Source organism: Pseudoalteromonas piratica (assembly GCF_000788395.1).
In the GTDB taxonomy this organism is placed as follows: domain Bacteria; phylum Pseudomonadota; class Gammaproteobacteria; order Enterobacterales; family Alteromonadaceae; genus Pseudoalteromonas; species Pseudoalteromonas piratica.
Genome location: NZ_CP009888.1, coordinates 1,018,329 through 1,031,008, shown reverse-complemented (window position 1 = coordinate 1,031,008; position 12,680 = coordinate 1,018,329). Strand labels below are relative to the sequence as shown.

General features: G+C 40.0%; 15 protein-coding genes. All 15 read right to left on the bottom strand.

The window, feature by feature from the left end:
• Window positions 1-7: 7 nt before the first annotated feature.
• Genes OM33_RS04750 through OM33_RS04680 form a run of 15 tightly spaced genes read right to left on the bottom strand, consistent with a single transcriptional unit; the run spans window position 8 to window position 12,668 of the window.
• A complete protein-coding gene (locus tag OM33_RS04750) occupies window positions 8-832 on the bottom strand; it encodes a prepilin-type N-terminal cleavage/methylation domain-containing protein (protein WP_038639374.1) in 825 nt (274 codons plus the stop codon).
• Window positions 832-1,374 (bottom strand): type II secretion system protein, encoded by a 543-nt coding sequence (locus OM33_RS04745; RefSeq protein ID WP_038639370.1) that lies wholly within the window; start codon window positions 1,372-1,374, stop codon window positions 832-834. Before OM33_RS04745 ends, OM33_RS04750 begins: the two co-directional genes overlap by 1 nt.
• Window positions 1,361-1,828 (bottom strand): type II secretion system protein, encoded by a 468-nt coding sequence (locus OM33_RS04740; protein ID WP_038639367.1) that lies wholly within the window; start codon window positions 1,826-1,828, stop codon window positions 1,361-1,363. Before OM33_RS04740 ends, OM33_RS04745 begins: the two co-directional genes overlap by 14 nt.
• Before the next feature lie 10 nt (window positions 1,829-1,838).
• Window positions 1,839-2,378, bottom strand: coding sequence for a prepilin-type N-terminal cleavage/methylation domain-containing protein (locus OM33_RS22950; RefSeq protein WP_038639365.1), 540 nt, complete (start codon window positions 2,376-2,378; stop codon window positions 1,839-1,841).
• A 23-nt stretch (window positions 2,379-2,401) separates the two neighbouring features.
• Window positions 2,402-3,016 (bottom strand): prepilin-type N-terminal cleavage/methylation domain-containing protein, encoded by a 615-nt coding sequence (locus tag OM33_RS04730; RefSeq protein ID WP_038639362.1) that lies wholly within the window; start codon window positions 3,014-3,016, stop codon window positions 2,402-2,404.
• Window positions 3,017-3,062: 46 nt separating this feature from the next.
• Complete coding sequence (locus tag OM33_RS04725) at window positions 3,063-3,530, bottom strand: hypothetical protein (RefSeq protein ID WP_038639359.1); 468 nt, start codon at window positions 3,528-3,530, stop codon at window positions 3,063-3,065.
• 5 nt (window positions 3,531-3,535) lie between these two features.
• Window positions 3,536-4,762 (bottom strand): type II secretion system F family protein, encoded by a 1,227-nt coding sequence (locus OM33_RS04720; protein WP_038639357.1) that lies wholly within the window; start codon window positions 4,760-4,762, stop codon window positions 3,536-3,538.
• 4 nt (window positions 4,763-4,766) lie between these two features.
• A complete protein-coding gene (locus OM33_RS04715) occupies window positions 4,767-6,476 on the bottom strand; it encodes a GspE/PulE family protein (protein ID WP_038639356.1) in 1,710 nt (569 codons plus the stop codon).
• Window positions 6,466-7,587 (bottom strand): tetratricopeptide repeat protein, encoded by a 1,122-nt coding sequence (locus tag OM33_RS04710; RefSeq protein ID WP_038639353.1) that lies wholly within the window; start codon window positions 7,585-7,587, stop codon window positions 6,466-6,468. Before OM33_RS04710 ends, OM33_RS04715 begins: the two co-directional genes overlap by 11 nt.
• Window positions 7,584-8,486 (bottom strand): ExeA family protein, encoded by a 903-nt coding sequence (locus OM33_RS04705; RefSeq protein ID WP_038639350.1) that lies wholly within the window; start codon window positions 8,484-8,486, stop codon window positions 7,584-7,586. Before OM33_RS04705 ends, OM33_RS04710 begins: the two co-directional genes overlap by 4 nt.
• The gene (mshL, locus tag OM33_RS04700; RefSeq protein ID WP_038639347.1) at window positions 8,486-10,162 is read right to left on the bottom strand and encodes a pilus (MSHA type) biogenesis protein MshL; all 1,677 of its coding nucleotides are present in this window, start codon (window positions 10,160-10,162) and stop codon (window positions 8,486-8,488) included. Before mshL ends, OM33_RS04705 begins: the two co-directional genes overlap by 1 nt.
• Window positions 10,146-10,481, bottom strand: coding sequence for a hypothetical protein (locus OM33_RS04695; RefSeq protein ID WP_038639344.1), 336 nt, complete (start codon window positions 10,479-10,481; stop codon window positions 10,146-10,148). Before OM33_RS04695 ends, mshL begins: the two co-directional genes overlap by 17 nt.
• Window positions 10,459-11,148: a type II secretion system protein GspM gene (gene gspM, locus OM33_RS04690; protein ID WP_038639341.1), complete on the bottom strand. Its 690-nt coding sequence runs from the start codon at window positions 11,146-11,148 to the stop codon at window positions 10,459-10,461. The genes OM33_RS04695 and gspM overlap by 23 nt, the downstream gene beginning before the upstream one ends.
• A complete protein-coding gene (locus OM33_RS04685) occupies window positions 11,138-11,743 on the bottom strand; it encodes a PilN domain-containing protein (RefSeq protein WP_038639339.1) in 606 nt (201 codons plus the stop codon). Before OM33_RS04685 ends, gspM begins: the two co-directional genes overlap by 11 nt.
• Window positions 11,727-12,668 (bottom strand): hypothetical protein, encoded by a 942-nt coding sequence (locus OM33_RS04680; RefSeq protein WP_038639336.1) that lies wholly within the window; start codon window positions 12,666-12,668, stop codon window positions 11,727-11,729. The genes OM33_RS04685 and OM33_RS04680 overlap by 17 nt, the downstream gene beginning before the upstream one ends.
• Between the last annotated feature and the right edge of the window lie 12 nt (window positions 12,669-12,680).

The window sequence follows — 12,680 nt, the reverse complement described above, 5'->3', positions numbered from 1 at the left end:
GCTCTACCTATGGCACATTCGGAATATGCACTTCGTGATTAAATACTAAGGTCTCTGAGTTGTTAAATCCCATTACCATTTTTATATTAACAATAGCATTTCGCGTAAGGCTCGCATTATTAAACTCAAAGACATCCTGATTGGAGATGTACTTAGACAATAACTGCCCCTTTACACCACCTAGTACATTAAGCAATGTTGGTGTTGCTTGGGTTTGTGAAAAAGCATAGCCTTGATAATAATATAAACGGTCGCCTTCTACGCAAAAGCTAACCGGGCTCGCGTTTAGAACAAACAAGCGTTGTGTAGGTGATGCTGCGGCGAAGCCATTATCAAAGGACCAGCGCTGTGTTTTATTAGCCTCCTCAACGACAGGATCAGCATTAAGCAAACGCACTCGATTGTTACTTAAATTATAAATATCATCAGGGCTTTGCGGATAAAGCACTACACGATCATTCTCAAATGCTTTGTCTTCATTATCAAATGCCACCACTATCAATTCACCTGAGTTATTAATATCAAGCGGTGGGTTATTAACGTATGTGCTGCTCGCTTTAAATGGTGTAAATTCGAGGCACTGGAAATTTCTACCAGCTACATTTCCGCTGGTTATTCTGATGGAGTTTGGCGTGGTTTGACGTAGCTCTTTACTTAACCTTACAAGTGTAAAACGAGCTTGTGCTACCACTTCATCTCGCTCAGTACCTGTGGCATAAATTTCAGCACCAAACTTGATAAACTGCATTGTACTAATACTAACAATGCCAATAAGTACAATAACAATGATTAACTCAACTAGGGTAAAGCCATTTTTAAGCAATCTTGGCATTAGTAATTACCCCGGTAAGCAGCAAAGCCATAAACATCACCTGTTGGGGCATTTACCTCGACGGTTATTAATTTAAGCTTATTAAAATCCCCTGTTGTGTCTGCTACTCCATTGGCATCATCATCATAAACTACGCTAACCGACACACTGAAACCGGCATAATCCGCCGCAATATTTTGGCCAAGACTGTTAGTTAAATTAGCTGTATTATAATTACCGATAAAGTCATCAACATCATTAAATGCTACCCGTGTTTCTCCGTCAGGGCCTAAATCTGCTGGTGATGTACAGCTACTAAAGCCCGCCTCACCACAGCGGATATAGGGTGGACTTCGGCGCGAGTTTTCATCAAACGAGCGTCCCAATATTTCATTCATCATCGCTTGACCCAATTCATTTGCTTTTACTTGAATCACAGGGTCGGCACTTTGCCTTGCTTGCGGCGCTAAAAGGCTTGTAACGATAGTAAGTACGATTGCCATCAGCACAATGCCAAAGATCATTTCAACTAAGGTAAAACCTTTTGGCTTATTCGCAGGCATAAATGCCACCTTGCTCAGAAATGCAAATATCAGCGTCACCAAAATCTATTTTGCAATTTGTTATGCAGTTTAAATTTGGTCTACCAAAGTCATCAAATTCGATTTCACTAAAGGCCGCATTGTTTGAATCCATAGCCCGGACTCTTGTTGCGGTACTATTTGTTGGAATATTAAGAACTAAGTAAGCAAAATTAAGCGCGAGACTTGTACAGTTATTCGTTTGTGCTGGGGCTATTTGGCTGGCGCTAATACACACCTTGTGAGACATCGTATTACTCGTGTTTTGCATTGCACGAAGTTGCATAGTGCGCAAAATGGTGAGTGTTCTATCGCGAAATTCATAACTGTCAAAAGTTTCGTTCGTAAAAAATTTAGGCACCACAGTAACTGCCAAGGTGCCTAAAATTACCAAGGTTATAATTAGCTCTACAAGACTAAAACCTTGTTGTTTCATTTAAAACTTATTAGCAGTCTGTTGTCACAACTGTTGTTGTAGCTGCATTATAAACAAAATTTGGTGATGTACCTGTGCGAGTAGCAGGCGCGTACCAAACAAAACAACCAGCATCGCTCACAGCTGTCGGTGCTGTTGAACCATTAGCGTAAAATACGCCTGCACCACTTATAACATCAAAATTGAAGTCCGCAGAATTAGCAACTCCACCGTTGTTTAGGTCTGCTACATTTACATCCATTGCAACAACAATGCCTGATGCAGCTCCGCTAGTTAAATCAACACTTGGATATCCATATACAACACCTATAGACTCACCTGTATCAGCTGTAATTGTTCCAGTTGATTGCTTTTGTAAACCTGCAATCACAGATTTACCATAAACAATAGAACTAGCACTATCCGCTGCTCCAGCAACACCTTGAATAGTTGATGCATTTGCATCCCCTTGTAAATCTAAAAATTTAGGCGCTGCAGTTACCGCTAAAATACCTAAAATAACGATTACAATAATTAATTCTACTAACGTAAAACCTGTTTGCTTTTTCATTTGAATTACCTCTTAATTCTAAATTAGTTACCAAAAACGAGTACTTGACCCGTAGCTGGTGTGTATTCAATACCACGGAAATTTGTATCTAATGCATTACCTGGTAGTGCGGTTAAATCTAATGTGCTTACAAGATAGTATAGACAAGTATCGCTCGCACCGTCAGCTGAGCCATTATTAACAAAGCGAACCAAGTAAGTGTTTTGTTCAACAGTCGCTGATGCCGTTGAGGTTGTATTTGATGGGGCGCTTTGTAGCACAGAATTTAATACTGCCTGACATTTTGCTGAACTCATTGCCGTTGTTTCTGTAGTACCTGCAACTTCGTTGCCAGACGCGTCAACGCCAGATGTTGGGTAGCCTACATCAGGATCAATCCCTACACGGGTTGTGTCATAATCAATAAAGTTCGTAGTAGTATTATTATCCGGTCGACCTAACACTTCCCACTGAGCACGTACTAGACCAACCGCAGAAGCTAATCCACCTGCAACACCTTCAATTGTTGAGCGTTCAGCATCTTCTTGAATATCGATAAAGCGAGGTAATGCAGTCACAGCCAAAAGGCCCAAAATTATCACAACGATAATCAACTCTATAAGGGTAAACCCTTTTTGTTTAATTAGATTACTCTTCATATTTTTGCCTCGACGACGTAAAGGTAACAAACAGTTACCATTTAAATTAATTACTGCTAACTATGCCATTTAAGAACAAGTACTTAAACAACATTTTCGAATTTTTAGTGTATTTACACCCGATAACTTGACCACGATCTATAATTTCAACACTATTTACTTCCGAAAGTGCAATTGCCTGCAGATATTTAAACAATCCATCACATTGAGAGTGCTCTGTAGCAAGCACCTTTACCGCAAAGCCTTTTTCATTAACTAACACACTAAGCTCACTATCGTGCGCCAAATTTGTTTGTCCAACTAGCTTGATCTTCACTTCAGGTTGTTTATCTCGCATCCACTGCTGTCTAATGTGATTGACGCTTGTAACAAAGTCTTCTTTTGATCTTTGAACTGATACTTTTTCAACATCATCATAAATTGTGAGCATTTTTCCTGCCAATACCCAATAAAGCAGGCTAAAAACAATTATTACCAATAAGAATCGATAAATACCTGAACTACTCTCGTTCATTTCTTTTATCGCCCTTTAATTGCTGACATCATATCCCACATTGGTGTGAAAATACCCAATGCGAGCACCAGTACCATAGCTGCAACAAAACTGATTAAAATGGGCTCTATTTTCGCTGTCAGACTTTTTAGGTCAAAATCAACTTCTCGCTCGTAAAATTCTGCAGCTTCCTGTAGCAGCTCTTCTACACGTCCAGTTTCTTCACCCACAGCGACCATTTGTAAAACTAACTGGGTAAATAACTCACTGCTTTTAGAAGCACGTAATAAGCTTTCGCCCTTTTCAATACTTCTACGCATATCAATTACTTTTTCTTCCATAAATGCGTTATCAATTGCTTCAGCAACTAGTGATAATCCTGTTGTCATTGGCACGCCGGCTCTTAAAATCATAGCAAAAGAACGGCTATACCTTGCAAGTAAAGAGCGCTCGATAATACCACCAACAATCGGAATTTTAAGTTTAACTTTGTCCCACTTTCGCCTGCCAACGGGTGTATTTAAATAACTTTTAATCGCAAAAAAAGTCACTGTTATTGCAAGAATTAACAGATGCCAATAAGCGACAAAAAAGTTTGATGTTCCAATTAATATACGGGTCATTAATGGCAATTCAGCATTAAACTTACTAAACATTTCAGCAAATGTTGGGATCACAAAAATATTTAGAATGAACAAAGCCACTGCGAGCGCAATAATGACAAAAGTTGGATAACGCATTGCAGCTTTTATCCGTTTGCGTGTTTCATGCTCTTGTTCAAAGTAAGTAGCGAGTTGTAAAAAAGCGTCCTCTAACTTACCCGTGCTCTCACCCACCACAACAATTGAAATCATCAAACGATTAAATACTTTTTTATGGCTTGCAAATGCCGCAGACAAGTTACGCCCCTGCTCCAATTGTTTTGCAACATCAAGTAAGGTTTCGCGAAACACTGGGTGAGTAGTAGTTTCTGCAAGACCAACAATGGCACGAATAATTGGGATACCCGCCTTCATTAAAGAATACATTTGGCGAGAAAAAATAATCAGCTCATCAAGCGACACTTTTGGTTGAAAAAAAGCCGTAATCGCTGACTTTTCACCTTCTTTGTTGCCATTACTTTGTTTGATAGAAAGAGGTATTAAACCGCGCCTTAATAGCGTATCTGCAACCGCATTATCATCTTGCGCTTCAAGTTCTCCGTTAACCGGATTCCCTTGTCTATCTTTCGCTTGATACGCAAAAAAAGGCATTTTATTAACCTACCAGCTCAGGTAAGCTTTCTGCCACTCTGAACACTTCCTCAAGTGACGTAATTCCTTGCGCTGCATAATCAAGCGCCATAACTGCTAGTGCTTCAAATTCAGGGTTAGCTCTCGCTGCATCGGAAAATGCTTGGGTATCAGCTAATCGCAATGCATCCATCATAGGCTCGTTCATTTCAAGCAATTCAAATACACCTATTCGTCCGCGATAGCCCGTTTGATTACAACTATTACAACCTTTACCTAGCTTAAATTTAGCGCCATGATAATGTTCGCTAATATGATTAACCCAAGCCGACTCTTGTGCATCGGGTGTGTATTCTTGTGCACATTTATCGCATACCCTTCGCACTAAGCGTTGCGCTAAAATAGCCCGTAGTGAACTTGCAACAAGATAACTAGGCGCTCCCATATCAATTAAACGCATTGCACTGGTGATAGCATCGTTGGTGTGCAGTGTAGATAAAACCAAGTGACCAGTCAGTGCGCCACGTAAACCAATTTCAACAGTTTCTTGGTCACGCATCTCACCAACCATCAGAATATCGGGATCTTGACGAAGTGTTGTGCGAAGTACAGACGCGAAATCTAACCCAATTTTACTGTTAACTTGAACTTGGTTTATCCGTGGCAAGCGATATTCGACCGGGTCTTCTACTGTGATTATTTTTTTACTTGATTGATTTAGCTCACTTAATGCGCCATAAAGAGTGGTGGTTTTACCTGACCCCGTAGGCCCAGTAACCAAAATCATGCCGTGAGGTCGTTTTAATGCAGTACGCATTTTATTCAGCACTTTTGCTGGCATACCGGTTTCATCAAGCGTTAACAGCCCCGCCGACTGATCTAATAAACGCATTACCACAGACTCACCATGTTGTACCGGCATAGTTGAAACACGCACATCAATATTATGGCCTTTTACCGTGATATTAAAACGGCCATCTTGTGGTAAGCGTTTTTCTGAAATATCTAAACCAGACATCAACTTAAGGCGTAATACTAACGCTGCAGAAATCGCTACTTGGTCAAGGGTGTTCTCATGCAAAATCCCATCTATGCGCTGACGAATACGCAGAATACCTTCATCAGGCTCGATATGAATATCAGATGCTCGCATTTGTACAGCATCTTCAAAGATTGATTGCAGTAACTTAACAACGGTTGCATCTGAAGTATTTTCATCAATTGCATTGAGTTCAAATTCTTCTGTTTCTTGATATTCTTCTTGTAACTGGGATGCAAAACTCTCAATGTCTTGTGTTCGACGATATAAAGAATCAAACGCGTTTAAAATTTGCTGCTCTTGTGCAACTACAAGCTCAATTTGTTTAGGGGCAACCAATGGCGCAATTTGATCCAGGCTCGACAGATCGGCTGGGTCACTCATTGCTATCTGAATTGACTCACCTAAATCAGCCAAAGCCAACGCTCTAAAACGTCGCGCATAAACTTCAGGAATAAGTTTTACAACTTTAGGGTCAATGCTTTCATTATCTAAGTTTACAAACGCAACGTTTAGCTGTTGTGCCAAAAAGCGGAGTAATTGCTTCTCTTCAATGACGCCCTGCTCAATCAGAGTTGCACCCAATTTACGACCAGTTGTTTTTTGTGCTTGTAATGCATCATTTAATTGTTGTTCTGAGATGATGTGTTCATGTACTAACAAATCACCCAATCGCATTTTGAGTCTAGGACGCATTTAATTGACCTCTTAAAAACTGCAATCGCTCAACAGCATAGCGTTGTGAAGAAGGCGATAAATTACCGATTTGAGTCGCTGTTGTATAATACTGAATGGCGTTTTGCCACTGTTTTAGCTGCTCTGCCGAACGTCCCATTGCCATCCACCATTTACCTTGTTGCGGCTCTGACAATGTCAATTTTTTAAAACTGCGTAACGCAACTTCATGTTGTGCTAGCTGCTGTGCTGCTAAGCCTTTTAAAATCCAAAAGTCACTGCCACCTTGATTTTCAAATTGCTGGGGTAATACACTGAGCACCTCGTGATATTGTTTGTTATCGGCATACACTTTTGCCAATAAGGTTCGCCACTCAATACTATCTGGACGTAAGCCTAGCCCCTGCTCTAATACGCTACTGGCTTTGGTAATATCTTTTCTACCATAGTAAGCCGCTGCCAGTAGGCTGCGGCACTCAATATGTTCTGGCAAAACACTAATACATTGCTGTAACTCAGCAATTGCTTCACTCACCATGCCAAACGTAAACGCTTTTTTACCTGCTTGAAAATATTCTTGTGCTTTTTGTGATGCGCTTACTTGCGCAATCTCCTTCATCGACAGCTCAGATGGAGGTGCGGATTTATTTTGAAGCTGTATGTTGGAAGTAAGATTCTGACTAAGTTTTGGTTTAATTTGCTTAGCTGGTAGTGGCTGTTCTTGCGCTGTTAGATTTGTAACAGTGGTAGATGGTTTTAAAGGTTTACCTTCCATAGAAGCGAGTGATTTAGTTTCTTCACTTACTTGCTCTGTTAAGGTGCGCTGTGCAATTTCACCATTTGCCTCATCTAAGTGCTTATCCCTAACCTCTTCAATGTTTGGCTCAGAAGAGACATTTGCTTGTTTCTCGCCTGCATGATTATGAGCCGATGAAAAGACATCTTTCTTATAAACAACGTACCCAGTCAATAATACTGCAACTAAGATTAAACTTGGCAAAGCAAATTTGTGAAGACTATCAGCAATGTCAAATACCGGTTTTACAACAACAGTTTGCTCACGCTCTGATTCGTTTGTTTTTGTTGATTGGCGCTGCTCTAACCCTTTGAGCGTTTTATTCAATACACTCATAGTTGTTCCTTCATAATAAACCACACCGCCAAGCCAATGATTGAAAACAACAACAAGTATATCGGCCATATGCGAGCACGTGATAACTGACAGTCTTCAGTATCCTGTGCAGCCGAATAAACATAGGCTTTTTTGGCTTTTAGCGTGCCTTCACCATATCCTTGAATAAGCACTTTATGACTCAACAAATTAACTAAACGAGGAATACCGCGGCTCGCTTTAGCAATTAATAAACACACCTTGTTAGAAAATAACATGGAAGCATGTGCCGCCCCCGCAACCTCTAAACGGTGTCGAATATAATAAACAACCTCAGCATTGGTCATTGCACGCAGTGAATATGAAAAACTGATACGTTGCCTTAACTGACGCACTTTTTGATTGGCCAAACGAGTATCCAATTCAGGTTGACCAAATAACACGACTTGAACCAGCTTTCGCGTTTCAGTTTCGAGATTAGTAAACAACCTAACAGCTTCAAGGGCATCCCAACTTAGGCATTGTGCTTCATCAATGATCAGCACAACCCGCTTACCTTGATGATTTAGTTCTAACAATTTGTCCTGAATTTTTTGACTAAGTGACTGCTGATCAAGATCATTTGCAACGTCAATTTGTAATTCATTTGCAATGGCATAACGCAATTCGTCGGGACTTAAATACGAGTTCGCAATATAAGCAACAATGGTTGAGTCATCAAAGCTGTTGAGTAATTTACGGCACAACAAGGTTTTGCCTGTACCAACTTCTCCAGTCACTTTGATAAAGCCTTCACCCATATTAAGCGCCGTTACTAGCACTTCCATTGCCTCATTATGAGGTGCTAGCGCACAATAAAATTGTGTATTCGGTGTTAGCGAAAATGGTAATTCAGTGAGCCCAAAGTGCGACAAATACATTATTTACCATACCAAGAGTTTAATAACTTAAGACTTCGCTGTTGTTGTTGCTGCCAAGTATCAGCCATGACAACAGTAGGGCGAATTAAAATAACTAACTCTTTTTTGCTTTGAACACGACGAACGCTTTTGAATAAATTACCCAGCACAGGCACATCCCCCAGTAACGGGGTTTTTGATTCTTGATCGGTCGTTAAGGTTTGCATCAAGCCACCAATAATCACTATTTCACCACTTCCTGCGCGAATAACCGTATCTGATTCGCGGATATTACTTTGTGCTAACGGCAATACGTAATCTTGGTTATTTAGTGTTACTACCTTATTTTGTTCTTCAGTTTCGGTTACTGATGGGTGAACATGTAAAATTACCGAACCAAACTCATCAATTTGCGGCGTAACATCGAGTGCTATACCTGAGAAAAAAGGCGTTAATTCAATTTCAGGTGAGGTAGTAGTCGCATTACCAGTAACTGTAGTACTTGATACTTCCGTGACAAAGTACTCATCCTCACCTACTTTAATCACAGCTTTTTGATTGTTTGTTGCTGTCACTCTTGGATTTGAAAGCATCTGTACATCACCTTGCGTTTCAAGCAAGCTAATCACACCGCTAAAATCGGCATTTTTAAATACTAAATTTGTAATACCACCCAATTGCGAAGAAATTGTGTTACCAATTTGACCAGCTGCAGTCGTTGAGAAAGTGAGATCTGTACTGCCAATATGGCCAAGAACTTCACTCCAATTTACACCTTGCTGGTATTCATCTTTGAGTGTTACCTCAATAATTTTAGCTTCAAGTACAACTTGCCTTTGTAAACTTTCTTCACTGGCTTTTAAAAACTCTTTCAGCGAGGCGATTTCACTCGGTAAAGCATTCACGGTAACAAGGCTTGCTTGTGGACTAACAATAATAAAACGGCCATTACCAACACCTACAAGTGACTCAAGAGCAACCTTTAAATCTTTCCAAAAGTCGGTTTCACTGCTAGTTTGAATGCTCGCGCCATTCATTTGCATATTTGAACTACCACCAAACGCATTATTACCGCCTGCATTTTGGTTGTTACCGAAGTTATTGCCGCCTGAGTTACCATTACCGCCTGAACCACCGCCTTCATCATATTGACTCACGCCACCAGCCATAACACTCACATTAGACATACCACTGCGTTTCATCATCAAATAATTTACAGGGATCGATTCTGTTCGCATTTTGGCAGGGAGTACTTGCACCACCTTGCCTTCACGAAATACATCAATACCGTATAAACGAGAAACAATTTTTGTCACTTCATCCATAGTGACATCTTTCAGCGTTAAGGAGATTTCACCTGACACTTCTGGGTGTAACGCAACACTGTATGGCGTATCCGCAACAAGTCCAACAAAAAAGTCATTTACAGAGACTTTATTGGCATTAACATCAAACCGCGTCATTTCAAATTCTTTTGGCAATGCTAAATTAGCGCCAACAGACGCTAGTAACTCTTGTTCAAAATCAATAGGTGCAGCCACTTGCTCAGGTTGTTGTTCACTTATTGCGCCTGGCTTAGCATCGAGTTCGTTTTGAATATGTGGCTTTAACGCTTGCTCAGAAGTTAACTGACAGCCAGAGACCAGTAATGCTGAAATAGTCAGCCAAGTTTTGAGTAAATTATTTTTTAATTTCATGCTGATATAGTCTCAATTTTTTATTCGTTTGGCCTTGCTCAAGCGTGACTGAATTAGGCGTTATTTTTTTTACTTTGTAACCTTGCACCTCGTCACCGACCTTAACCAATTCGCCGCTTATTACACCCAAGTACCCTGAGCCTTTAATAAATACAGATTGTAAAACCAATTGCTCTTGATTGGATTCACTATTGACTGGCGCGCCTCTCGTTTCAGTTGTTATTTTTGGTCGAGTGGGATCTTGTAAGTTTTGCGCAAGCGCAGAAAAACTCAAAATAAAACTCAGTAAAACAATGTTATAACGCAATAAATTTATCATTCGCACTTACAGTAGCAATGGTTAATGTTAATTTACCGGTAGGGTATTCATCCACACGATAATCAAATTCTTGAATAAACAACTTTTCTTTGATCTGTTTTATTTGCTCTAGGTAACTGAGTAAAGAAAAGTAACTGCCCTCAATTTGTAAACGCATGGTGTGTTGATAAAACGCTATTTCTTTTTGCTGATTATCGCGTTCACTATCACCTTCATCTGAAACAGAAACTGTGCGTTCAGCAAAAATTGGCTGCACAGAGTTTATTTTAAATTGTGATAAGGTTAATTCTTTGTGTTTTCTCAATAATTGTTGCAAAACTAACGCCATTTTTTCGGGCGAGATGTAACTGAGACTAAATTTCGCTAAATGCGTGTTGATTTCATCCATTTGCTGATCGATCTGCTGCTCAACAGCCACTAACTCAGAACGATAATCTCTTTTTAACGCTTCGTTAATCATAACCAGTTGTTGATTAGTATTGCCTTGCTGACGCGTTAAATTAGTAATACGCGTTTTATTATTTGAGTAGCTCGTTTGCAATGGTGAAATAACAAACCAAATAGTTAAATAAGCTAGTAGAAATAAGCCAACAACTAAAATCATTAATTTTTCGCGCTGCGCCATTGCAGCAAATTTTTCAGACCACAACTGCCAATTATCTTTCATCGTTGCCTCCTAAATGTTCTAATTTAGTCGCAACCTGAAACTCGACACCTTGTTCTTGTTTTTCAAACTGCAGTAATGAAAATGCCTTTGCACTAAAGTAATCTGAATTTTTTAACCCATTTAACCACTCAGGGATCGCAGCACCGTGGTTAGCCGCACCCACTAAGGTAATTTCTTCACCAACAAAGCGAAACTCGTTGAGCCACACCTCGCTATGTGTATTCGCTGCTAAATCGGTCATCACTTGCGCATAATCAAATTTAGCTTGCTCTGTTTTGGTCAGCATAAAATCCAATAAGCGTTGCTTTTCCTCGATTTCGCTTTTCTTCTTCTCAATTCGACTCAGATGCGGTGACTTGTCTTGCTTAATTTCTAACGCTTTTTGCGCTTTGGCAAGTTCAGCTTTACGTTGGTCTAATTGTGATTGTAATACCAGCATTTGCTCTTTGCTGCTTTTATCCAAATGGTTAAAAACACCAATCACTAAAACTAACAATGTTGTTAGCGCAGCCCAACACAATGCAACATTTGCAAGCGTTAGAAATTCTCGCTTTGGTTTTAACTCATCAAGGTATAAATTAATGCGTGTTTTCATCTTTGCCTCGCGAATCTAACGACAGCGCTGCCGCAATGGCAAATTGCATTTCAATATTTTGTTGCTGACATAATGGCAAAATAGGATTAAAAGGTATTACTTTTGCCGGGAAAAACTGGCTAAGCTCTTGTGCTAAACCATGTAACTCTAAATTAGGTATCGCCAGTTGTAAGCTTTTAATTGGCGGCTGTTTTAATTGACTCTCAAAATAATCTAAAGAGCGCTGCAGTTCTAGGCCAAACGCATCCAGCAAGCCTAACTTTAATTGATTAAGTGGTTGTTGTGCTAACCCCATTAGTCCTCTTAACTTACGGGACAATAATAATTCACCATTGCGAATAATATGTAAGCTTGGTTCGCTATTAAACTGTTGAGACACCAACATATGCGCGCCATCATCATGCTCAACCATGTCACATAGGATCATTTCACTTGTGGTCACAGTAGATAATTGCACGCTTGAGTCGTGAAAGGTTTTTAGCAAAGGGCTAAATAGTGTTCTACTTGTTACAGCAACATTAATTTTTTCGACACCGCCTTGCTTCAAAGACAAATCATAATAATCTGCAATAATGTCTGTCGGCTCGAGGCTGACTAGCTCTTTCACAGTCCACGGCAGAGAAGTAATAATTTCCTGCTCAGGTAAGTTGGGTTTGTCTAGCTGCACCCATTGATAGGTATTTTCAGGGATAACCAAGCATACAGCAGCATCAGAAGGTAAGGTTGCCAGAGCCTTAGTGAGCGCGGGGAGTTTTTCACTTTCCTGCTGAAATGGCTCAATGGTTGTCGCGTCAATTTCCCACGCATTATCAACACGGTGCAAAACAACAGACACAACTTTATCGCTCGCAATGTAAATACCAACTAAAAGCGAGTCTTTATTTTTACTGTTGAGCCATGGAAAACGTGCTAATAATTTCTTCATATTTGTTATTAT

Coding starts and splice junctions, on each gene's coding strand:
- OM33_RS04730 (WP_038639362.1), bottom strand. CDS start 3,016: ATGAAGAGTAATCTAATTAAACAAAAAGGGTTTACCCTTATAGAGTTG.
- OM33_RS04745 (WP_038639370.1), bottom strand. CDS start 1,374: ATGCCTGCGAATAAGCCAAAAGGTTTTACCTTAGTTGAAATGATCTTT.
- OM33_RS04685 (WP_038639339.1), bottom strand. CDS start 11,743: ATGAAAACACGCATTAATTTATACCTTGATGAGTTAAAACCAAAGCGA.
- OM33_RS04715 (WP_038639356.1), bottom strand. CDS start 6,476: ATGCGTCCTAGACTCAAAATGCGATTGGGTGATTTGTTAGTACATGAA.
- OM33_RS04680 (WP_038639336.1), bottom strand. CDS start 12,668: ATGAAGAAATTATTAGCACGTTTTCCATGGCTCAACAGTAAAAATAAA.
- OM33_RS22950 (WP_038639365.1), bottom strand. CDS start 2,378: ATGAAAAAGCAAACAGGTTTTACGTTAGTAGAATTAATTATTGTAATC.
- mshL (WP_038639347.1), bottom strand. CDS start 10,162: ATGAAATTAAAAAATAATTTACTCAAAACTTGGCTGACTATTTCAGCA.
- OM33_RS04710 (WP_038639353.1), bottom strand. CDS start 7,587: ATGAGTGTATTGAATAAAACGCTCAAAGGGTTAGAGCAGCGCCAATCA.
- OM33_RS04750 (WP_038639374.1), bottom strand. CDS start 832: ATGCCAAGATTGCTTAAAAATGGCTTTACCCTAGTTGAGTTAATCATT.
- OM33_RS04720 (WP_038639357.1), bottom strand. CDS start 4,762: ATGCCTTTTTTTGCGTATCAAGCGAAAGATAGACAAGGGAATCCGGTT.
- OM33_RS04695 (WP_038639344.1), bottom strand. CDS start 10,481: ATGATAAATTTATTGCGTTATAACATTGTTTTACTGAGTTTTATTTTG.
- OM33_RS04705 (WP_038639350.1), bottom strand. CDS start 8,486: ATGTATTTGTCGCACTTTGGGCTCACTGAATTACCATTTTCGCTAACA.
- OM33_RS04725 (WP_038639359.1), bottom strand. CDS start 3,530: ATGAACGAGAGTAGTTCAGGTATTTATCGATTCTTATTGGTAATAATT.
- OM33_RS04740 (WP_038639367.1), bottom strand. CDS start 1,828: ATGAAACAACAAGGTTTTAGTCTTGTAGAGCTAATTATAACCTTGGTA.
- gspM (WP_038639341.1), bottom strand. CDS start 11,148: ATGAAAGATAATTGGCAGTTGTGGTCTGAAAAATTTGCTGCAATGGCG.